Origin of the sequence: Micromonospora sp. WMMD980 (assembly GCF_029626035.1) — a bacterium.
GTDB lineage: Bacteria > Actinomycetota > Actinomycetes > Mycobacteriales > Micromonosporaceae > Micromonospora.
The window spans coordinates 772114-793180 of the sequence record NZ_JARUBE010000003.1 but is presented as its reverse complement, the minus strand read 5'-3'; the positions used below and the strand labels follow the sequence as shown (position 1 = coordinate 793180).

Annotated in this window: 17 protein-coding genes; 5 read left to right on the top strand and 12 right to left on the bottom strand. The window is 73.4% G+C overall.

Going from position 1 to position 21067, the window contains the following annotated elements; all coding sequences use genetic code 11:
• The first annotated feature begins 40 nt into the window (after positions 1-40).
• Positions 41-1882 carry a DNA helicase RecQ gene (recQ, locus tag O7618_RS04210; RefSeq protein ID WP_278104634.1) on the top strand — a complete coding sequence of 614 codons (1842 nt, stop codon included), beginning with the start codon at positions 41-43 and terminating at the stop codon, positions 1880-1882.
• A gap of 133 nt (positions 1883-2015) precedes the next feature.
• Here the strand turns inward: recQ and O7618_RS04205 are convergent, their stop codons facing one another.
• The 5 genes from O7618_RS04205 to rsgA form a co-directional block, all read right to left on the bottom strand.
• Positions 2016-2669 (bottom strand): C39 family peptidase, encoded by a 654-nt coding sequence (locus tag O7618_RS04205; protein WP_278104633.1) that lies wholly within the window; start codon positions 2667-2669, stop codon positions 2016-2018.
• A gap of 676 nt (positions 2670-3345) precedes the next feature.
• Positions 3346-5283 carry an excinuclease ABC subunit UvrC gene (gene uvrC / locus O7618_RS04200; protein WP_278104632.1) on the bottom strand — a complete coding sequence of 646 codons (1938 nt, stop codon included), beginning with the start codon at positions 5281-5283 and terminating at the stop codon, positions 3346-3348.
• Positions 5284-5365: 82 nt separating this feature from the next.
• Complete coding sequence (locus O7618_RS04195; protein WP_278104631.1) at positions 5366-5851, bottom strand: Rieske (2Fe-2S) protein; 486 nt, start codon at positions 5849-5851, stop codon at positions 5366-5368.
• 156 nt (positions 5852-6007) lie between these two features.
• Complete coding sequence (gene uvrA, locus O7618_RS04190; protein ID WP_278104630.1) at positions 6008-8950, bottom strand: excinuclease ABC subunit UvrA; 2943 nt, start codon at positions 8948-8950, stop codon at positions 6008-6010.
• A 149-nt stretch (positions 8951-9099) separates the two neighbouring features.
• Entirely contained in the window at positions 9100-10179 is a 1080-nt protein-coding gene (gene rsgA, locus O7618_RS04185; RefSeq protein WP_278104629.1) for a ribosome small subunit-dependent GTPase A, read from the bottom strand.
• 184 nt (positions 10180-10363) lie between these two features.
• On the opposite strand from rsgA, the gene O7618_RS04180 reads away from it, so the two are divergent.
• Together O7618_RS04180 and O7618_RS04175 are read left to right on the top strand one after the other, a co-directional pair.
• The gene (locus O7618_RS04180) at positions 10364-11080 is read left to right on the top strand and encodes a maleylpyruvate isomerase family mycothiol-dependent enzyme (protein WP_278104628.1); all 717 of its coding nucleotides are present in this window, start codon (positions 10364-10366) and stop codon (positions 11078-11080) included.
• A gap of 8 nt (positions 11081-11088) precedes the next feature.
• Positions 11089-11742 (top strand): MBL fold metallo-hydrolase, encoded by a 654-nt coding sequence (locus tag O7618_RS04175; protein WP_278104627.1) that lies wholly within the window; start codon positions 11089-11091, stop codon positions 11740-11742.
• A 45-nt stretch (positions 11743-11787) separates the two neighbouring features.
• Here the strand turns inward: O7618_RS04175 and O7618_RS04170 are convergent, their stop codons facing one another.
• Positions 11788-12396 carry a VTT domain-containing protein gene (locus tag O7618_RS04170; RefSeq protein WP_278104626.1) on the bottom strand — a complete coding sequence of 203 codons (609 nt, stop codon included), beginning with the start codon at positions 12394-12396 and terminating at the stop codon, positions 11788-11790.
• A gap of 90 nt (positions 12397-12486) precedes the next feature.
• Entirely contained in the window at positions 12487-13161 is a 675-nt protein-coding gene (locus O7618_RS04165; RefSeq protein WP_278104625.1) for a 50S ribosomal protein L11 methyltransferase, read from the bottom strand.
• Positions 13162-13338: 177 nt separating this feature from the next.
• Between O7618_RS04165 and O7618_RS04160 the strand changes: the two genes are divergently transcribed.
• Positions 13339-13542 (top strand): cold-shock protein, encoded by a 204-nt coding sequence (locus O7618_RS04160; RefSeq protein WP_091059998.1) that lies wholly within the window; start codon positions 13339-13341, stop codon positions 13540-13542.
• Between the two features lie 47 nt (positions 13543-13589).
• Here O7618_RS04160 and O7618_RS04155 read toward each other — a convergent pair whose 3' ends face one another.
• The 5 genes from O7618_RS04155 to O7618_RS04135 all read right to left on the bottom strand — a co-directional run bounded on the left by O7618_RS04155 (position 13590) and on the right by O7618_RS04135 (position 18792).
• Positions 13590-14873, bottom strand: coding sequence for an MFS transporter (locus O7618_RS04155; RefSeq protein WP_278104624.1), 1284 nt, complete (start codon positions 14871-14873; stop codon positions 13590-13592).
• A complete protein-coding gene (locus O7618_RS04150) occupies positions 14870-15445 on the bottom strand; it encodes a metalloregulator ArsR/SmtB family transcription factor (protein WP_278104623.1) in 576 nt (191 codons plus the stop codon). The genes O7618_RS04155 and O7618_RS04150 overlap by 4 nt, the downstream gene beginning before the upstream one ends.
• A gap of 101 nt (positions 15446-15546) precedes the next feature.
• Entirely contained in the window at positions 15547-16455 is a 909-nt protein-coding gene (locus O7618_RS04145; RefSeq protein WP_278104622.1) for a hypothetical protein, read from the bottom strand.
• Between the two features lie 166 nt (positions 16456-16621).
• The gene (locus tag O7618_RS04140; protein WP_278104621.1) at positions 16622-18280 is read right to left on the bottom strand and encodes a CocE/NonD family hydrolase; all 1659 of its coding nucleotides are present in this window, start codon (positions 18278-18280) and stop codon (positions 16622-16624) included.
• The gene (locus tag O7618_RS04135) at positions 18277-18792 is read right to left on the bottom strand and encodes a MarR family transcriptional regulator (protein WP_278104620.1); all 516 of its coding nucleotides are present in this window, start codon (positions 18790-18792) and stop codon (positions 18277-18279) included. The genes O7618_RS04140 and O7618_RS04135 overlap by 4 nt, the downstream gene beginning before the upstream one ends.
• Before the next feature lie 133 nt (positions 18793-18925).
• On the opposite strand from O7618_RS04135, the gene O7618_RS04130 reads away from it, so the two are divergent.
• Positions 18926-21061: an MMPL family transporter gene (locus O7618_RS04130; protein WP_278104618.1), complete on the top strand. Its 2136-nt coding sequence runs from the start codon at positions 18926-18928 to the stop codon at positions 21059-21061.
• Positions 21062-21067 lie beyond the last annotated feature (6 nt).

Sequence of the window (21067 nt, the reverse complement as noted above, 5' to 3'; positions counted from 1 at the left end):
GGGGCGCGGCGTCGTCGGCGGGCGCTCGTAGACTGCGCGGATGGTCTCCCCCACCGAGCAGCGGACCTCCGACGCGCTGGGCGTGCTGCGCCGGGTCTTCGGCTACGACGCCTTCCGCGGCGTCCAGCAGGACATCATCGAGCACGTGGTGGCCGGCGGCGACGCGCTGGTGCTCATGCCCACCGGCGGCGGCAAGTCGCTCTGCTACCAGATCCCGGCGCTGGTCCGCGACGGCGTGGCGGTGGTCGTCTCGCCGCTGATCGCGCTCATGCAGGACCAGGTCGACGCGCTCACCGCGGTGGGCGTGCGGGCCGGGTTCCTCAACTCGACCCAGGACCCGGGCGAGCGGCGCCGGGTCGAGGCGGCCTACCTGGCCGGCGACCTGGACCTGCTCTACCTGGCGCCGGAAGGGCTGGCCGTGCGGTCCACCCTGGGCCTGCTGGAACGCGGAAAGATCGGCCTGTTCGCGATCGACGAGGCGCACTGCGTCTCCCAGTGGGGGCACGACTTCCGCCCCGACTACCTCAACCTGTCGATGCTGCACGAGCGCTGGCCGCAGGTGCCGCGGATCGCGCTGACCGCCACCGCGACCCGGGCCACCCGCACCGAGATCGCCACCCGCCTCCAGCTCACCGACGCCCGGCACTTCGTGGCCAGCTTCGACCGGCCCAACATCCAATACCGGATCGTGCCCAAGCGGGAGCCGCGCCGGCAACTGCTGAGCCTGCTGCGCGACGAGCACCCGGGCGACGCCGGCATCGTCTACTGCCTGTCCCGGGCCTCGGTGGACAAGACCGCCGAGTTCCTGGTCGCCAACGGCATCCCGGCGCTGCCCTACCACGCCGGCCTGGACGCGGGCACCCGCGCGCGGAACCAGCAGCGCTTCCTGCGCGAGGACGGGCTGGTCATGGTGGCCACCATCGCGTTCGGCATGGGCATCGACAAGCCCGACGTGCGCTTCGTCGCCCACCTCGACCTGCCCAAGTCGGTCGAGGGCTACTACCAGGAGACCGGCCGCGCCGGGCGGGACGGGCTGCCGTCCACGGCCTGGCTGGCGTACGGGCTCCAGGACGTGGTGCAGCAACGCAAGATGATCGACACGTCGGAGGGCGACCTGGCGCACCGGCGCAACCTCGCCGCCCACCTCGACGCCATGCTGGCGCTCTGCGAGACGGTCCGCTGCCGCCGCGCCCAGCTTCTCGACTACTTCGGTGAGACCGGGGCGGCCAACTGCGGCAACTGCGACACCTGCCTCGACCCGCCGGAGTCCTGGGACGGCACGGTGGCCGCGCAGAAGCTGCTCTCCACCGTCTACCGGCTCGACCGGGAACGCAACCAGCGATTCGGTGCCGGGCACAGCATCGACATCCTGCTCGGCAAGCACACCGACAAGATCGACCAGCACGGCCACGACGCGTTGAGCACGTTCGGCATCGGCACCGACCTCCGCGACGTCGAGTGGCGCGGGGTGGTGCGGCAGCTGCTCGCCGAGGGCCTGCTCGCGGTGGAGGGCGACTACGGCACGCTGGCGCTGACCGAGAACAGCGCCGACGTGCTCGGCCGGCGGCGCACGGTCACCCTGCGCAAGGAGCCGGAGCGCCCGCTGTCCGGCCGGTCGGCGAAGCCGCGCGGGTCGGCCACCGTCGTCGCGGACCTCTCCCCGGCCGCCGCCGGCGTCTTCGAGCGGTTGCGCGCCTGGCGGGCGGCGACCGCCAAGGAACAGGGCGTACCGGCGTACGTGGTCTTCCACGACGCGACGCTGCGCCAGATCGCCGCCGAGCCGCCGACGTCGCTGGCCGAGCTGTCCCGCTTCAGCGGCGTGGGCGAGAACAAGCTCGCCAAGTACGGCGACGGGATCCTCGCCGTCCTCGCGGAGGGCTGAGCCGAGGGCTCGCCCTCCGGCTCGCCACGGTCGCGGCGGTCCGGTGCCGGGCCTCGTCGAGCCGAGGTCCTGGTCGGACACACGAAAGGGCCCGACCCCGTGGTTGGGGGTCGGGCCCTTTCGTGTGTGGTTGTCAGCTGGTGCTGTAGCCGCGGGTGGCGATCCAGTCGGCGAGGTTGTCGACGCTCATCCGGTAGGAGGCCATGTTCGGGTTGGCGCTGTCGGCGATGGTGACGGTGTGGCCGTCGTCGCGGTAGCCGATGACGCTGAGGTAGTGCCCGCCCTCGAAGGAGTGGGTGGTGCCGTCGGTGTCGGTGGCGGTGCCGGCGATGTTGGCCACGACCGCGCGGCCGTTGTCGACCGTGCGCACGATGTCGGCGCGCAGGGTGTCGGTCTGCTTGTCGTCGGCCTTCGGGCTGCGGATCTCGACCGACTTGTAGGCGTCCTTGCGGCCGGTCTCCTTGTTCAGCACCGGGGTGATGTCGTTGATGCTGTTGGTGCCGTTCTCGGTGATGCCCATCTCCTTGGCCATGGCGTCGACGTCGATGTTCTTGCCCTGCACGGACAGGGCGTTGCGGGCCGCGGCGGGGCCGCAGAAGTAGAAGTTGGGCTGCGCCTCGTAGCGCACGTCGAGTTCCCGTTCGCCGTGGCCCTTGCGGTCGGCGACAACCGCGGCGCGCTCGGTGGGGGCGGCGTGCGCGGCGATGGCGGGTCCGGCGACGCCACCGGCGGTGGCGGCGATACCGGCAGCGGTCAGCACGGTCTTACGCAGCAGGGTGGTAGCCATGATGGTTGCCTCCCAAAGGGGGGTTGGGGGATCACGCGGGCGCCCGAGGGGGCGCCGACGTGCGGGGGAAAGGTTTGGGGGGTGGGCCCGGCGGCGGATGGCCTGCTCGGGGGCCCGGGAGCCGGCGCCGGCCTGTGGCCTGCTCGGCGGCTCCGGGGGTGTAACGACGGCCGGTGCCCGGTCATTCCCACGCCGGCCGGTGCCCGGTCAACCGGGCTGCCCGGCGGGGCCGGGCTCCACGCGGTCTGCCAGGTATAACGCCCCGCCCCCCGCACCGATTCCATCCTGACGGTGGCGCCGACCACGCCCCAAACCGCCCGCGACCGGACAAACCTCACCGACGGTCGGGGTGGGGTCCTCGAGGCTCTCGGGCGTGTCGCCGCCGGAGAAGAAGTAGCCCTGAGAGCGACATACCTCAGAGGCAAATTTATGACCCTGAGGTATACCGCGCAAAAGTACACACCACTCGGGAGCCGTTACGCACCGTGCGGGGTGAGCCGGGGACGCGGTCGGTGCCCGCCTCGGCGCGCCGTTGCGGTCAACGGCGACTGCGGGAGCGGCGGAGCGGCGGAGCGCCCAGAACCCGCCGGCTACGGCCGCGACGGTCGGCAGCAGGCAACAGAGCAGCAGGACGGACAGGTGCCAGGGTAGGCGCCGGGGTCCACCACGGCCGTGATCAGGACGGCGTCTTCGCCGGATCGCTGTCGAGGGCGGCGAGGATGGCCTCGGCCGTACGCCGGCCCACGCCGGGCACCTCGGTGATCTCCTCCACGGTGGCCGCGGAGAGCCGCTTGAGCGAGCCGAAGTGCCGCAGCAGCGCCTTGCGCCGGACCTCGCCGAGCCCGGGCACGTTGTCCAGCGCGGACTCGGTCATCCGCTTGGAGCGCCGCTGGCGGTGGAACGTGATGGCGAAGCGGTGGGCCTCGTCGCGGACGCGTTGCAGCAGGTAGAGCGCCTCGGAGGTGCGCGGCAGGATGACCGGGTAGTCGTCGTCGGGCAGCCAGACCTCCTCCAGCCGTTTGGCCAGCCCGCACAGCGCCACGTCGTCGATGCCCAGCTCGGTCAGCGCCTTCGCGGCGGCGGCCACCTGGGGCGGGCCACCGTCGACCACCACCAGCTGCGGCGGGTAGGCGAACCGGCGCGGCCGACCGGTCGTCGGGTCGATGCCGGGGCGGTCGGGGTCCGCGGCGGTCTCCTCGCCCAGCTCGCCGGTCTCGGCCCGCGCGTCGAGGTAGCGGGCGAACCGCCGACGCAGCACCTCGGACATGGCGGAGAGGTCGTCGGTGGCGCCGCGCACGATGAATCGCCGGTATTCGCTCTTGCGGGGCAACCCGTCCTCGAAGACGACCATGCTGGCGACCACGTCGGTGCCCTGGATCTGGGAGACGTCGTAGCACTCGATGCGCAGCGGCGAGGTGCGCATGGCGAGCGCGTCGGCGATCTCGTCGAGGGCCTGGCCGCGGGTCGTCAGGTCACCGGCGCGCTTGAGCTTGTGCCGGGTCAGCGCGTCCCTGGCGTTGCGCTCGACGGTTTCCAGCAGCGACCGCTTGTCGCCCCGCTGCGGCACCCGCAGCGACACCCGGCTGCCCCGCCGGGTGGAGAGCCAGTCGGCCAGCGCGTCGGCGTCGGCGGGCAGCTCGGGGACGAGCAACTCCCGGGGGACGTCGGCCTCGCCCTGCTCGCCGCCGTAGACCTGGGTGCAGAAGTGGTGCACGAGGTCGCCGGTGGTCAGCTCCTCGGTCTTCTCCACCACCCAGCCGCGCTGGCCGCGCACCCGACCGTCGCGGACGTGGAAGACCTGCACCGCGGCTTCGAGCGGGTCGTCGGCGAACGCCACCACGTCGGCGTCGGTGCCGTCGCCGAGCACCACGGTCTGCTTCTCCATGGCCCGGCGCAGCGCGGCCACGTCGTCGCGCAGCCGGGCGGCCCGCTCGAACTCCAACTGCTCGCTGGCCTCGCGCATGTCCTTGTCCAGCCGGCGGACCATGGTGTCGGTGCGGCCGGCCATGAAGTCGCAGAAGCCGTCGACGATCTCCCGGTGGCGCTCGGCGCTCACCGTGCCGACGCACGGCGCCGAGCACTTGCCGATGTAGCCCAGGAGGCAGGGCCGGCCGACCTGACCGGCGCGCTTGAACACCCCGGATGAGCAGGTGCGCGCCGGGAAGACGCGCAGCAGCAGGTCGAGCGTCTCGCGGATGGCCCAGGCGTGCGAGTAGGGCCCGAAGTAGCGCACGCCCTTGCGCTTCGCGCCACGCATCACCTGCAGGCGGGGGTATTCCTCGTCGAGGGTGACCGCCAGGTAGGGGTAGGACTTGTCGTCGCGGTAGCGGACGTTGAACCGGGGGTCGTACTGCTTGATCCAGGTGTATTCCTGCTGGAGCGCCTCCACCTCGGTGGCCACGGTGATCCAGTCGACCGACTCGGCGGTGAAGACCATCTGCCGGGTGCGCTGGTGCAGGTTGACCGGGTCGGCGAAGTAGGAGTTGAGCCGGCTGCGCAGGTTGCGCGCCTTGCCGACATAGATCACCCGGCCGGTGCCGTCGCGGAAGCGGTAGACCCCTGGAGACTCCGGAATGGTGCCGGTCGCGGGACGGTAGGTCGAGGGGTCAGCCACGGGTCAAGCCTAGTCCGCACCCCCGACACCCGGCCGCCGCCGCACCCGCCCTGAGGGCGGCGGACGGCGGCGGCGCGTGCGGTCAGGCCAGCGCGATCTGGTCGCCCTCGACCTTGATCTCCTTCGCCGCCAACGGCTTGGTGGCCGGGCCCGCCTTCACCGAGCCGTCGGCGATCGAGAACCGGCTGTTGTGGCAGGTGCAGTTGATGGTGCCGCCGTCGACGTTCGACACCGGGCACCCCTGGTGCGTGCAGATCGGGTCGAACGCCTTGAACTGGCCGGCCTCCGGCTGCGTGATCACGACGCCCTTGCTGGCGTACACCGCGCCGCCACCGACCGGGATGTCGGTGGTGCGGGCCAGCGGACCGCTGCTGTCCCGGTTGCCGCCGCCGGCGTCGCCGGTGGCGCTCGCGCCGGCGGGTCCACCGCTGGTCGGCGCCGCTCCCGGGACCGCGTCGTCGTCGCCGCAGCCGGCGAGCACCACGGCCGCGCCGACCGCGCCGACGCCCGCGAGCAGGGCCCGCCGGCTCTGGGTGACCGGCCCGGTCAGCCCCTGATCATCACTCATCTCCGGCCTTTCTCTCGGCTGTCGCCACCGATCCACGATCCGTGGCCACACTGCGGTACACGCATCAGCGTGGCGCGCGGTTCATACTGACGCGTCACGAAACGGGCACCGGCGCGGGCCGGCCGGACGACCGGCCCGCCCGACGGTACGCGTCGGTCAGCGCACCCCGGCCGGCACCTTGCGGGTCCGCGGCTTCGTGGCACCGTTGGCCTTGGCCGCCCGGGTGGTGGCCGCCTTGGCGCCCTTGGCCGCGCCGGCCAGCTTGAGGATCGGCCGCAGGAACTCGCCGGTGTGACTCTCCGGCACCTCGGCGACCTCCTCCGGGGTGCCGGTGGCGAGCACCGTGCCGCCCCGGTGACCACCCTCGGGCCCCATGTCGATCAGCCAGTCGGCCGTCTTGATCACGTCGAGGTTGTGCTCGATGGTGATCACCGTGTTGCCCTTGTCGACCAGACCCTCCAGCACCATCAGCAGCTTGCGGATGTCCTCGAAGTGCAGGCCCGTGGTGGGCTCGTCGAGCACGTAGACCGTCCGGCCGGTGGAGCGCTTCTGCAACTCGGAGGCGAGCTTCACGCGCTGCGCCTCACCGCCGGAGAGCGTCGGCGCGGGCTGGCCGAGCCGCACGTAGCCCAACCCGACGTCGACGAGCGTCTTCAGGTGCCGGTGGATGGCCGGGATGGCGGAGAAGAACTCGGCCGCCTCCTCGATCGGCATGTCCAGCACCTCGGCCACGGTGCGGCCCTTGTAGTGCACCTCGAGCGTCTCGCGGTTGTAGCGCGCGCCCTTGCACACCTCGCACGGGACGTAGACGTCCGGCAGGAAGTTCATCTCGATCTTGATGGTGCCGTCGCCGGAGCACGCCTCGCAGCGCCCGCCCTTGACGTTGAACGAGAAGCGGCCCGGACCGTACCCCCGGACCTTGGCCTCGGTGGTCTCGGCGAAGAGCTTGCGGACGTGGTCCCAGACGCCGGTGTAGGTGGCCGGGTTGGAGCGCGGGGTGCGCCCGATCGGCGACTGGTCGACGCCGACGACCTTGTCGACGTGCTCCAGGCCGGTGATCCGGGTGTGCCGGCCGGGCACCAGCCGGGCGCCGTTGATCTGGTTGGCGAGCACCGTGTAGAGGATGTCGTTGACCAGCGTCGACTTGCCCGAGCCGCTGACCCCGGTGACCGCGATGAGCTGGCCGAGCGGGAAGCTCACGGTGAGGTTGCGCAGGTTGTGCTCGCGCGCGCCGTGCACCACCAGCTCCCGCCCCGGCGTGTGCGGCCGGCGGGTGGCCGGGGTCGGGATGGCCTTGCGCCCGGCCAGGTAGGCGCCGGTGACCGACTCGTCGTTGTCGAGCAGCGCCGGCACCGAGCCGCTGTGCACGATCTTGCCGCCGTGCTCGCCCGCGCCGGGGCCGATGTCGACGATCCAGTCGGCCACCCGGATGGTGTCCTCGTCGTGCTCGACCACGATCAGCGTGTTGCCCAGCCCGCGCAGCCGCAGCAGCGTCTCGATCAGCCGGTGGTTGTCGCGCTGGTGCAGCCCGATCGACGGCTCGTCGAGCACGTAGAGCACACCGACCAGGCCGGAGCCGATCTGGGTGGCGAGCCGGATGCGCTGCGCCTCGCCGCCGGAGAGCGTGCCGGCCGGCCGGTCCAGGGAGAGGTAGTCCAGGCCGACGTCGAGCAGGAACTTCAGCCGGGCGTTGATCTCCTTGAGCACGCGCTCGGCGATCATCTTCTGCCGGTCGGTCAGCTCGATGCCGGCGAGCAGGTCGGCCGCCTCGCCGACGGAGAGGTTGCAGACCTCGGCGATGCTCTTGCCGGCCAGGGTGACCGCGAGCACCTCCGGCTTGAGCCGCGCGCCGCCGCACGCCGCGCAGGGCACGTCCCGCATGTAGCCCTCGTACTTGTCGCGGGACCACTCCGACTCGGTGTCGGTGTGCCGGCGCTCGATCCACTGCACCACGCCCTCGAAGCCGGTGTAGTAGGAGCGCTCGCGGCCGTACTTGTTGCGGTAGCGCACGTGCACCTGGTCGTCCGAACCGTGCAGGATCGTCTTCTGCGCCCGCGACGGCAGCGCCCGCCACGGCGTGTCGACGTCGAAGTGCTCGGCCTCGCCGAGCGCCTCCAGCAGGCGCAGGAAGTATTCCAGGTTGTGCCCGGTGGCCCAGGGCTGGACCGCGCCCTCGCGCAGGGTGCGCTCCGGGTCGGGGATGACCAGTTCGGGGTCGACCTCCTTCTTGGTCCCGAGGCCGGTGCACTCCGGGCAGGCGCCGTAGGGCGCGTTGAAGGAGAAGACCCGGGGTTCCAGGTCCTCGATCGCCAGCGGGTGGTCGTTCGGGCAGGCCAGGTGCTCGGAGTAGCGGCGCTCCCGGGCCGGGTCGTCCTCCGGCAGGTCGACGAAGTCGAGCAGCACCAGGCCGCTGGAGAGGCCGAGCGCGGCCTCGACCGAGTCGGTGAGCCGCTGCTTGGCGCTCTTCTTGACGCTGAGCCGGTCGATCACCACCTCGATGGTGTGTTTCTCCTGCTTCTTGAGCTTCGGCGGCTCGGTGAGCGGGTGCACCACGCCGTCGACCCGGGCCCGCGCGTAGCCCTTGGCCTGGAGCTCGGCGAAGAGGTCGACGTATTCGCCCTTGCGGCCACGCACCACCGGCGCGAGCACCATGAACCTGGTGCCCTCGGGCATGGCGAGCACCCGGTCGACGATCTGCTGCGGGCTCTGCTTGGAGATCCGCTCGCCGCAGATCGGGCAGTGCGGCTCGCCGATGCGGGCGAAGAGCAGGCGCAGGTAGTCGTAGACCTCGGTGATGGTGCCGACGGTGGAGCGCGGGTTGCGCGAGGTGGACTTCTGGTCGATGGAGACCGCGGGGCTGAGGCCCTCGATGAAGTCGACGTCGGGCTTGTCCATCTGGCCGAGGAACTGCCGGGCGTACGACGACAGCGACTCGACGTAGCGGCGCTGCCCCTCGGCGAAGATGGTGTCGAACGCCAGGCTCGACTTGCCCGACCCGGACAGCCCGGTGAAGACGATCAGGGCGTCCCGGGGCAGGTCGAGACTGACGTCACGCAGGTTGTGCTCGCGCGCGCCACGGATGATCAGACGGTCGGCCACGGTGCGTGTGCTCCCGGAAGAATGTGAGGCGAAGTCTGTTTTTCACGAGTTGTCTGAGCGGTTTCCCATAGCGGCAATGCGCAGGAAAGCGCCCCGGCAACTCTAGCCCCGGGGTGTGACAACTTCCGTGGCGCGCACATTCCCCCAGCTCAGAACGCGCCGGGAGCCGGCGGGGTGGCCGGGCGCCCGGTGCGCCGCCGCCCACCGCGCCAGCCGCCCCGCCGCTCGGCGGCCAGCCGGGCCGCCCGCCGCCCGCTCTCGTACGCGACCTCCCGCTGCAACCGCCGCCAGCTCTCCCATCGGCGCGCCGGCAGCTCACCGCGGTCCAGCGCGTCCCGCACCGCGCAGCCCGGCTCGGCGTCGTGCGCGCAGTCGGCGTAGCGGCAGCCGGCCGCCAGCTCGGCGATGTCGGCGAACGCCCGGTCCAGGCCGACCGCGCCGTCGAGCAGGCCGACCGCGCGTACCCCCGGGGTGTCCAGCACCGCTCCCCCGCCCGGCACCGGCACCAGCGCCCGCCAGGTGGTGGTGTGCCGGCCCTTGCCGTCGACCCGGCGGATCGCCTGGGTGGGCATCACCTCCGCCCCGGCCAGCGCGTTGACCAGGCTCGACTTGCCGGCGCCGGACGGCCCGAGCAGGCCGAGCGTGCGCCCGGGAGCCACCTGCCGGCGCAGCGGCGCCAGGCCGGTGCCCCGTTCGGCGCTGACCGGCAGCACCGGCACCCCCGGGGCCAGCTCGGTCAACTGCCGGGCCACCGCGGCCGGATCCGCCGCCAGGTCGGCCTTGGTCAGCACCACCAGCGGCTCGGCCCCGGACTCGTGGACCAGGGAGAGCAGGCGCTCGATGCGGGCGGCGTCCGGCGCCGGGTGGACCGGCTCGACCACCGCGGCGGCGTCGAGGTTGGCGGCCAGGACCTGGCCGCTGGCGTCCTTGCCGGCCGTGCGCCGCACCAGCGCGGCACGCCGGGGCAGCACCGCCTCCACGGTGACCGGGCCGTCCGGCCAGGTCGCCAGCAGCACCCAGTCGCCGGCGCAGGGCAGCGCGGTCAGGTCGCGGGCCGCGGCGGCGAGCACACGGCCGCCGAGGCTAGCCCGCACCGGACCCTCGGGCCGCAGCACGGTGCACACGCCGCGGTCCACCCGGGCCACCCGCCCGGGTCGGTGGTCGGCGCGTCGATCGAGGTGGGTCGCCCAGTCGGCGTCCCAGCCGAGGGCGGTCAGGTCGAGGGTCATGATGTCCTCATCGTGTGGTGGGGAATCGGGGCGGAACACACGCGCTGCGACCGGCATGCCCACCACCTCCCTCCCGGCGCCGCGACCCGCTGTCGTCGGCACCGACGGTAGGGTGCGCGCCGACGCGCCGAAAGCGATTTCCACCCCGGGCGCGCCGGGGCGTGGCCCGCTACTGTCGAACCCGATGACGACTGATCCCCTGCTGTTGACCGGCGAGCTGGCCGAGGCCAACGACCGGCTGCTGCGTACCGTGACCGGCCTGACCGCCGCGGACGTCGCGGCGCCGTCGCTGCTGCCGGGCTGGACCCGCGCGCACGTGCTCACCCACCTGGCCCGCAACGCCGACGGGTTCGTCAACCTGCTCACCGCCGCGCGCACCGGCGAGCCGATCCCGATGTACGCCTCGGTCGAGGCGCGTAACGCCGACATCGAGGCGGGCGCCGGCCGGGGCCCCGCCGACCTGCTGGACGACCTGCGCCGCGGCGGCCAGCGTTTCGACGCGGCGGTGGCGGCGATGCCGGCCGAGGCGTGGGGCGCGACGGTGCAGGCCCGGCGCGGCCCGTGGCCGGCGGCGCTGCTGGTCTGGGGCCGGCTGCGCGAGGTCGAGGTGCACCACGTCGACCTGGCGACCGGCTACCGGCCGGCGGACTGGCCGGCCGCGTTCGCCCACCGGCTGCTGCACGAGGTGACGGCCGGGCTGGCCGACAACCCGCAGGCGCCGGCCATGGTGCTGCGGGTCGACGGCGCCGGGCGCGACATCGTCGTGGGCGATCCCGAGGGGGCGCCCACGGTCACCGGCCCCGCGCCGGAACTCGCCGCCTGGCTGACCGGCCGGGGCCCGGGCGAGTTGCTCACCGTCGACCCCGACGGCCCCCTGCCGAACCCACCAGAATGGATCTGAACATCGTCATGACCTACACCGGAGACGTCACGCCCGGCGGCCCGCCGGCCGTGCGCGAGCTCGACCGGCTCACCGTCACCAAGTTGTCGGTGGGCCCGATGGACAACAACGCCTACCTGCTGCGCTGCCACGGCACCGGCGAGCAGTTGCTGATCGACGCCGCGAACGAGGCGCCCCGCCTGCTGGAGCTGATCGGCGACGGCGGGCTGGCCACCGTGGTCACCACCCACCGCCACATGGACCACTGGGTGGCGCTGGAGGAGGTCGTCGCCAAGACCGGCGCCCGCACGCTGGCGCACGCCGACGACGCCGAGGGCCTGCCGATCGCCACCGAGACGCTGCGCGAGGGCGGCACGGTCACCGTCGGCGACTGCGCGCTGGAGGTGATCCACCTGCGCGGGCACACCCCGGGCTCGATCGCGCTGCTCTACCGCGACCCGGCCGGCACCCCGCACCTGTTCACCGGTGACTCACTCTTTCCTGGTGGCGTGGGCAACACCGACCAGGACCCGGAACGGTTCGGCCCGCTCATCGACGACGTCGAGGCCAAACTCTTCGACCGGCTGCCGGACGAGACCTGGTTCTATCCCGGCCACGGCAAGGACAGCACCATCGGCGCCGAGCGGTCCGCCGTGCCGCAGTGGCGGGCGCGCGGCTGGTGAACGCGCCGGGCCCGGCCTCCCCCGTGGCGGCCGGGCCCGGACCGCTCAACCGGTCACCGCGCGCAGCCGGCGCCGGGTGCCGAGCAGCACCGGGCCGGCGAGCAGCAGACCGACCGCCATGGTGAGCACCGTCGGGTCGGGGGCGCCGGGCAGCAGCCCGGTCAGCGTCCGCGCGGCCAGCCCGAGCGCCACGTAGAGCCCGGCCCAGGCCGTGGCGCCGAGCGCCGCGCAGGCGACGAACCGCCGGTACGGCATCCGCAGCCCGCCGGCCGCCAGCGGCAGCAGCGCGTTGAACACCGGCAGGAACGGCGCCACCAGGACGATCCGCCCGCCGCCGCGGCGCAGCAGCGTCTCCGCGGCCGCCCAGCGGGATTCGCCGATCCAGCCGCCCAGCCGGCCACGCCGCAGCCGGCCGCCCCAGAGCCGCCCGGCGAGGAAGCTCAACGACCAGCCGGCCAGGCAGCCGGCGACCACGGCCGCGACCGCCGCCACCCCACCGACCGGCCGGCCCGTGCCGACCGCGGCGAGGACCGCGGCGTCGCCGGGCACCAACACCCCGAGCAGGGGTACGGCGTCGGCGAGCATCACCACGCCCAGCAGCCCCATCAGCAGCGTGGTGGGCAGCTGCCCGAACTGGGCGAGGAGATCCGTCATGCCTGGCACGCTATGCCCGATCGGCCACCGGGGACATCGGGCGTGATCCCCCACACGCCCCCCAGGCCGCATCCGGAGGATCCCCGAGAGTCAGCGCGGACGCAGCACCTGCACCCGACGCACCGGGGAGTCGACGGCGGGCTCGGTGGTCGGCACCGGATAGCTGGCCACCAGTTCCAGCCCGTCCGGCGGCAGATGACCCCGGTCCGGGTCGCCGACCAGCACCTCCATGCCCCGATCGGCGCAACGCCGCAGGTAGGGCAGCACCCGGGCGGCCAGCGCGGCGTCGTAGAGGGCGTCGCCGGCCACCAGCAGGTCGACGCCCGCCACGCCGTCGAGCAGGTCGGCGCCGTCGGCGGTCACCCGGACCCGGTTCGCCCGGGCGTTGACGGTCACCGCGGCCAGCGCGTACGGGTCGACGTCGTTGGCGACCACCTCACCGGCGCCGCCCAGCGCGGCGGCGATGGCCACCAGTCCCGAGCCGGCGGCCAGGTCGAGCACACGGCGGCCGGCGACGAGGTCGGGGTGGTCGAGCAGGTGCCGGGCGAGCGCCTGCCCACCGGCCCAGACGGAGGCCCAGTATGGCGGCGGGAGCGACCGCCCGACCGCGGCCTCCATCCGCGCCCACCACAGGATGGCGTCCTCGGCCAGGTGCAGCCGCACCTCGGGCACGAACGGCGTGGCCATCAGGCGCAGGCGGTCCGGGCCTGCCCCGGGCGCCGTGATCTCCCGTTCCAGGTCGGTCAACGCCGCAGTTGTGCTCATCGGGGCAAGCATGCCGTGCCTCGGCGGCCGTCGGTGGCATTTCCGACTCGGCAGTATTCGCGAGCCACGCCGGCACTTCCGCCAGCGGATCCGGGTCCGGGCGGTTACTGTCGGGGAGGTACAGGGCGATCACCGGCCGCGGGTCGGTGATCACCCGCATTGAACAGGGAGAGACGCATGGCAACCGGCACGGTCAAGTGGTTCAACTCGGAAAAGGGCTTCGGCTTCATCGAGCAGGACGGCGGAGGCCCGGACGTGTTCGTCCACTACTCGGCCATCCAGAGCGGTGGGTATCGCGAGCTCAACGAGGGCCAGAAGGTCGAGTTCGAGGTGACGCAGGGCCAGAAGGGCCCGCAGGCGGACAACGTTCGTCCGATGTGACGATGTGCCGGTGGCGGCGGTCGGGTTCCGACCGCCGCCGCAGCGCGCTATCCGACAGACGCCACCGCCGGCAGGTCACGCCGCCGTCTTAGCGGTCCGACCAGCAGGATCAGCGGCGTCAACGCCAGCCACGCGGTCATCACCCGGATCGCGCCGGCCGGTCCCCAGGCGGCGCCCAGCGCCCCGGCCGCCAGGGCGGCGAGCGGGATGGTGCCGTAGTTGAGCAGTTGCATGCTGACGGTGACCCGGCCGAGCAGCCGATGCGGCGTGTAGGTCTGCCGGAAGCTGCCCTTGACCACGTTGCCGATCGCGACGCCCAGGCTCACCAGCACGCCGCCGAGCACCAGCCAGGCCGCCCGCGCGCCCGGGCCGGCGAGCGGGATCAGCAGCGCGGGCGGGCCGGTGAGCGCGCCGGCGAGCAGCAGCGCGCGGGCGGTGCCGACCCGGCGGGCCAGCCGGGCGGCGAGGGCCGCCCCGATGACGCCGCCGAGGCTGGCCAGGCCGATCAGGGGGCCGACCAGGCCGGCCGGCAGGTCCGCCGAGCGGACCAAGAAGACCACGAGCACCGCCTGGTAGCCGGTGAGCCCGATGTTGCTGGCGGCGCCGAAGACCGTCAGCACCCGCAGGTACGGATCCCGGCTGACGAAGCGCAGCACGTCGGCCACCTCCCGGCGCATCGACGGGGTCGCGGACGGGTGGGGCGGGCGGGGCTCGACGGCCCGGATGCGGCGCAGGCACAGCGCCGAGGCGAGGAAGCTCACCGCGTCCAGCGCCACCGCGGTCACCGCGCCGGCGAGCTGGGCGATCAGGCCGGCCAGCCCGGGGCCGAGCAGATAGCTGGCGGTCTGGGTGGCGTGCAGCCGGGAGTTGGCCGCCGGCACCTGCCCGGGTGGCAGCAGGGTGGGCAGGTAGACCTGGTCGGCGGTCTCGAAGAAGACCCGGGCCAGGCCGGCGCCGAGCGCCACGGCCAGCAGATGCCCGACGGTGAGCAGGTCGAGCAGGGCGGCCACCGGGACGCTGGCGAACAACGCGGCGGCGGACAGGTCGGCGGCGATCATCACGGGGCGGCGGCGGACCCGGTCGACCCGGGCCCCGACCGGCAGGCCGGCGAGCAGCCAGGGCAGCCAGGCCGCGGCGGTCAGCACCGCCACCTGGAACGTACCGGCGTCGAGAACCGCCACCGCGACCAGCGGCAACGCCACGGTGGTCATGTTGCTGCCCACGGCGCTGACGGTGTGCCCGGTCCAGAGCAGCCGGAAGTCGCGGTGCCGGACCAACCCGCCGCGCGGCTCGCCCGTGGGCGGCGCGGGCGCGCCGGCCGGGGCGGTCACGGGCGCCCCGGAACGCCGTGGGCGAACACGAAGACGGGCTCGCGGGCCCGTCCGTCGTCGGGGGCACCACGGTCGGCCCATCGGGTGAAGAGGGCGACCACCTCGCGGCTGAGCTCGGTCAGCTCGTCCGGCGTCAGGTGCAACCAGTGGTCGGTGCTGAACGGCCCGTCACCCCAGGCGGTGTGGGCCTCCTCGGGTGCGGCGTGCCAGGCCCGCACCAGCTCGGCGTGGCGCTCCAGGTTGAGCGAGCCGGCCGCGTCGGCCACCACCCGGGCGGACGGGTCGTCGTCGAAGTCGGTGGTGGACCAGCGCACCCCACGGTTGCGGGTCTTCCACCAGCGCTCCCGGCGGTCGCGGGCCAGCTCGGGCGCCTCGATCAGCAGGTCGGCGGCGGCCAGCACCTTCAGGTGGTGGCTGACGTTGGCCGGCGACTGGTCGGTGCGTTCGGCGAGCATGCCCACGGTGCACGGGCCGTAGACCTTGAGCACGTCCATGAGGCGGCGGCGGAGCGGGTGGGCGAGCGCGGCGAGCACCCGCGAGTCGGTGACCTGTCTGACCGTCGGCTGATCCATGCGGCTGAGTCTTGCATCCGCAAGAGATGTTGCGCAACAGTTCTTGCTGAACTTCGAGGACCCGGCGCCGCGACGCTGCAGTCGTCGCGGCGCGGGCGGGATCAGGCGGTGAGCCGCCGGGACAACTCGTCGGCGACATCCCGGGCGATCTGCGGCGGGATGGCCTCGGCGATCTTCTCCGGCGGCAGCCCGGCGAGGACGCCGGTGACGATCTGCTGCTCGTCGGTGAAGTCCTTGCCGGACAACTCGTTGACCTGCGCCACGAGCGCCGGCCAGGCCTGGAGCATCGCCAGCATCTGCTGCAACGGCGAGTTCGACGCCGGCGGGTTGACCAGTCCGGTGGTGCCGGCCGGCGAGATCAGCCAGTTGCGCAGGTTCTGCAGGTCGGCGAGGACATCACCGACCGTACGGCTGGACGAGCCGGTGTTGCGGATGAGCTTGTCGGTCTGTTCCATGTCGGTCTCCGGTTTCGCGGGGGCGATCAGGCCGATCGCGGTGAGATAGCGGCGGAACAGCGGGGTCTGGTCCCGGCCCGCCTTGGTCGAGTCGCGGAAGAAGCTGATGTGGGTGTGGTAAAGGTGACTGCTGTCGCCGCTGGTGCGCTTGCCCAGCCGGTCCCACCGCCGCACGGTGCGGCCGTCCGCGGAGTAGATGACCTCCCGGATGTCCCGGGTGTCGGCCGCGTTCGCCGCGCACTGCGCCACCATCCAGGTGGAGAACGTCCGCAGCGTGTGCGTGGCTCCGCCGGAGCGGACCGAGAACGTGCCGACGTCGAGCGCGGAGGCGTAGAGCGTCAACCCGGAACGGTCCCGGGTGGACTCCACCACCGAGTAGTCGTTCGCGACGACCCGGTCCGAGCCGCAGTGGTAGCCGCCCCGGTGGCTGGGGTCGCCGACGATGCCGACCTCCGCCGGCTCGAGGTCGGCGTCCCGGACGACGTTCTTGTCGACGTTGAGGTAGGCGAGCAACAGGGTCCGGACGGCCAGCAGGTTTGCCGGGGCCGACGTCATGACAGATCCCCTTTCCGATCGATAGTCGGCAGGGATCCAGCAGTCACGACACGTGATGGGCTGAGATCTGCGGCGCGCCCTACCGGATGACTGCACGACAACGGGCACTTACCTGGAGCGTATCTCCCGGTGGGGAAAAAGCCCAGGTCAGGACCAATATTTACGGTTATCTGCCCGGTGTGGACGACGCCGTTACGAGCGGCAGCAGCACCGCGGACGGGTGCGCGTGGTCGTGCAGCACCTCCCGCCATCCGGCACGGAGCGTGACGGCAGTGCCGAGCGGCTCGCCGGTGCCGGGGTTACGCGCCCAGCGCGGGTGGGCGCCACCGGAGACCTGGAGCCGCAGCCGGTGCCCGGGCGCGAACCGGTGGGCCGTCGGCCAGAGCGCGACCGGCACCCGCAGCACGCCGGACCCGTCGTCCGGGAAACGTCCCGGCTCGACGCGGACCAGGCCGTCGCAGACGTTCCAGGAGCGACCACGCCGGTCCACGTCGCACAGCCGCACGAACACGTCCAGGTAGGACAGCTCGCTGCGCAGGTGGATCTCGGCGTGCACCGGCCCGACCACCTCGAGCGCCTCGCGTACCGGGTCGCTGGTGTAGGTCAGCACGTCCGGGCGGGCCTCCACCGGCCGGTTGTCCACCGCGCCCGCCCGCTGGGCCACCAGCAGCGGCCCGCCCAGCGAGGGGGTCGGGTCGGCCGGGTCGTACCGGATCCGGTCCGCCCCGCCGCCGCCCGGCGGCCCGGTGGTGAGGCCGCCGGCGGGTTGCAGGTGCCAGCGCGTCGGCGCGGCCGGCGGCGGCCAGTCCGGCAGGTCGCGCCAGCCGCCGCCGGCGCCGCCGACGTGCACCCGGACCGGGGCTCGGGGCGGCGCCGCACGCTCGGCCAGGTGCTCGGCGAACCAGTCCAGCCCCTCCCGCAGCGCCTCGACCAGCAGCCCCGGGCTGCCGTGCGTCCACGGGCCGACGGTCAGCCTCGAGCGGGCGCCGGCGGCGCGCAGCCGGGCGTAGTCGTCGAGCTGCGCCGGCAGGAAGATGTCCTGCCAGCCGCTGACCATGGCGACCGGCGCGCGGACCTCGGCGATCCGGTCGCCGAAGACCCGGGCCCGCCAGTAGTCGGCGTCCGGCGTGTGGTGGCGCAGCCACTCCTGGAAGAACGGCACCGTGACGCCGGTGGCGACCCGGTCCGCCTCGGCCAGCGGCAGGTGGGTCAGCGCGCGGACCAGCCGGGGCTGGCCGCGCTTGAGCTCCCACTGCCGGGCCAGCCACGGCACGGTCTGCGCCTGGAGCAGCTCCGCCCAGGTGAGCACCGTGTCCAGCGCGAAGGACTCACCCGCGTAGGTCGAGTCGCGGGTGGCCGAGGCGGTCACCACCGCGACCATCGCCCGCAGTTCGTCGCCCGCCTCGGCGGCCACCGCCCACTGCACGAAGCCCTGGTAGCTGGCGCCGAACATGCCGAACGCGCCGGTCCACCAGGGCTGGCGGCGCAGCCAGTCGAGGGTGTCCAGGCCGTCGTCGCGCTCGTGCACCAGCGGGGCGAACTCGCCGCCGGAGCCGTACGTGCCGCGGCAGGACTGGATCACCACGTGGAAACCGCGCTCGGCGACCAGCCGGCCGAGCAGCCGCATCGGCCCACCCCGCCCGTACGGGGTGCGGATCAGCACGCAGGGGGCGCAGGGCAGGTCCGGCGCGTAGTGGTCGGTGCGCAGGGTGGTGCCGTCGCGGACCCGCACCTTGACGTCGCGGGTGAGGGTGACCCGGCCGGTGCGGGCGGCGGGCAGCCGCAGCGCCGCCGCGGCGAGCCGGGTGACCAGCCGCACGGTCAACGGTCGCCGGCCGGGTCGGCGCCGCCCCGGGCGGCGCGCACCTCGTCGCGGTGCGTGCGCATGCTGCGCACCATCTCCCTCATGAACCGGTGCACCACGGCCAGCTCGTCGTCGGTGAAGCGGTCCATCACCTCGTCGGTGCGCCGGCCCAGCGGGCCGAAGAAGCTCTGCGCCAGCGTGGCGCCCCGGTCGGCGTAGTGCAGCAGGATCTTGCGCCGGTCGGCGGTGTCCCGGTCGCGCCGGATGTGACCCGCGCGCTCCAGCCGGTCGACCAGGGCGGTGACCGACCCGGACGAGAGGTTGAGCACGTCGCCGAGGCGGCCGGGGGTGATCGGGTCGCCCACCAGCTCGGCCTCCATCACCGCGATCAGCGCCTGCAGGTCGGTCGGGTTGAGCCCGTGCAGCCCGGCGAACGCGTGCCCGACGTGCTGCGCGTCCGTGGAGTAGCGACGCAGGTCGTTGGTGATCTCGGCGACCATCCGCCCGCGCGGGTCGTCCCGTCGCCGGTACATGCCGTGCCCCGCCACCGCTCGCCGCCACCCCCCTGCCCGATCCGGTTGCAGCATAGAGCCTCTCCGGATAATCTCGCTCATCAAGATACTCGGCTAGCGAGAATCAACCGGCAGAAGGCATGTGAGGCTCCCGATGTCGCTGTTCACCCGCGTCGCCCGGGGCCGGTTGGCCGCCTGGCTGACCGTGGTCGCCGCCCTCGTCGTCGGCGCGGTCGTGTTCGGTCTACCCAAGCCGGACAACCCCCAACCGGTCTCGGCCACCGGCCTGTCGGTCCAGTGGCAGTCGACGCAGGTCGAACGCCTCCAGGACCAGCTCCCGTCCCGCGACACCCAGGCCGCCCTGGTGGTGGTGAGCCGGGACGACCGGGCACCGCTCAGCGCCTCGGACCGCAGCGCGCTCGACGGCGTCACCGGCAGGCTCGGCGCGCTCGCCGTCGGCGGGCGGGTCTCCCCCGCCCAGCTCTCCCCGGACGGCACGGTCGCGCTGGTCGCCGTGCCGCTGTCCACCGCCGGCGACCAGCAGGCGGTCGTCGACGAGGTGGTCAAGGTCCGCGACGCCGTGGCCGGCCTGCCCGACGACCTGACCGTCGAGGTCACCGGTGGACCCGCCTTCACCGCCGACCTGAGCAAGGTGTTCCAGGGCGCCGACACCACGCTGCTGCTGGTCACCGCCGCGGTCGTGGCGCTGCTGCTGCTCGTCACCTACCGCAGCCCGTTCCTGTGGCTCGTCCCGCTGCTGGTGGTCGCCGCCGCCGAGCAGCTCACCCTGCGCACGGTGGAGACCGTGGTGCCCGCGCTGGGCATCTATCTGCCCAGCGGCCAGGTCACCGGCATCGCCAGTGTGCTGGTCTTCGGCGCCGCGACCGACTACGCCCTGCTGCTCATCGCCCGCTACCGCGAGGAGCTGCGCCGCGAGGACAACCGGTTCACCGCCATGCGGGCCGCCCTGCGGCGCACCGCCGAGCCGATCCTGGCCAGCGGCGGCACGGTCGTGCTCGGCGTCCTGACGCTGCTGCTGTCCGAGCAGGAGACCAACCGGGCGCTCGCGGTGGCCTGCGCCATCGGCGTGGTCTTCGCCATGCTCTCCGCGCTGTTCGTGCTCCCCGCCGCGCTGGTGCTCTTCGGCCGGGGCCTGTTCTGGCCGTTCGTGCCGAAGGTGGGCAGCGCCGCCCGCGAGGGCCGGCTCTGGGGCCGCCTCGGCGAACTGGTCGTCCGCCGGCCGCTGCCGGTCGCGGTGCTTGCCACCCTGCTCCTCGCCGGCCTCGCCCTGGGCGGGCTGGGCATCCGCACCGGACTCTCCGAGACCGAGCAGTTCCGGGAGCGTCCCGAGGCGGTCGCCGGCGCCGAGACCCTGGCGCGGGCGTTCCCGGCCGGCAGCACCCAACCGGTCGCCGTGCTCACCAACCCGCAGGCCGCCCCCGCGGTCCTCGCCGCGGCCGGCGCGGTCGACGGCGTCGCCTCGGCCCGACCGAGCACCGCCGGCGACCGGGTCGCCCAGATCGACGTGGTGCTCACCGCCGAGCCCGGCACCGCTGCCTCCGACCGCGCGGTGGTGGCGTTGCGCGACGCGGTCGCCGCCGTGCCGGACTCCGCGCCGCCCACCGTCGACGGCGCCGACGCACCCGACGGCGCACTGGTCGGTGGCACGGTCGCCGCCACCTACGACTCGGGCCAGGCCAACACCAAGGACCTGCGACTGATCCTGCCGATCATCCTGCTGCTCGTCGGCGCCGTGCTGGTGCTGCTGCTACGCGGCCTGCTGGCCCCGCTGCTGCTGGTGCTGACCGTGATCGCGTCGTTCTTCGCCAGCCTCGGCGCGGCCTGGCTGATCTTCGACCACGTGCTGGACTTCCCGGCGCTGGACAGCGGGGTGCTGCTGCTGGCCTTCGTGTTCCTGGTCGCGCTCGGCGTCGACTACAACATCTTCCTGGTCACCCGGGCCCGGGAGGACGCCCGCCGGGCCGGCACCCGCGACGGCATGCTGTCGGCACTGCGGGTCACCGGCGGCGTCATCACCAGCGCCGGCGTGCTGCTGGCGGCGGTCTTCGCGGTGCTGGGGGTGCTGCCGCTGATCACGCTCACCCAGATCGGGATCATCGTCTGCGTCGGCGTGCTGCTGGACACGCTGCTGGTCCGCACCGTGCTGGTGCCCGCGCTGGCGTTCCTGCTCGGCGATCGGTTCTGGTGGCCCGGGAAGATCACCCGCGAGCCGGACACCCCCGCCGAGCCGGCCGGCACGCCGGCCGAGCCGGTCACCGCCCGGGACTGACCCGTC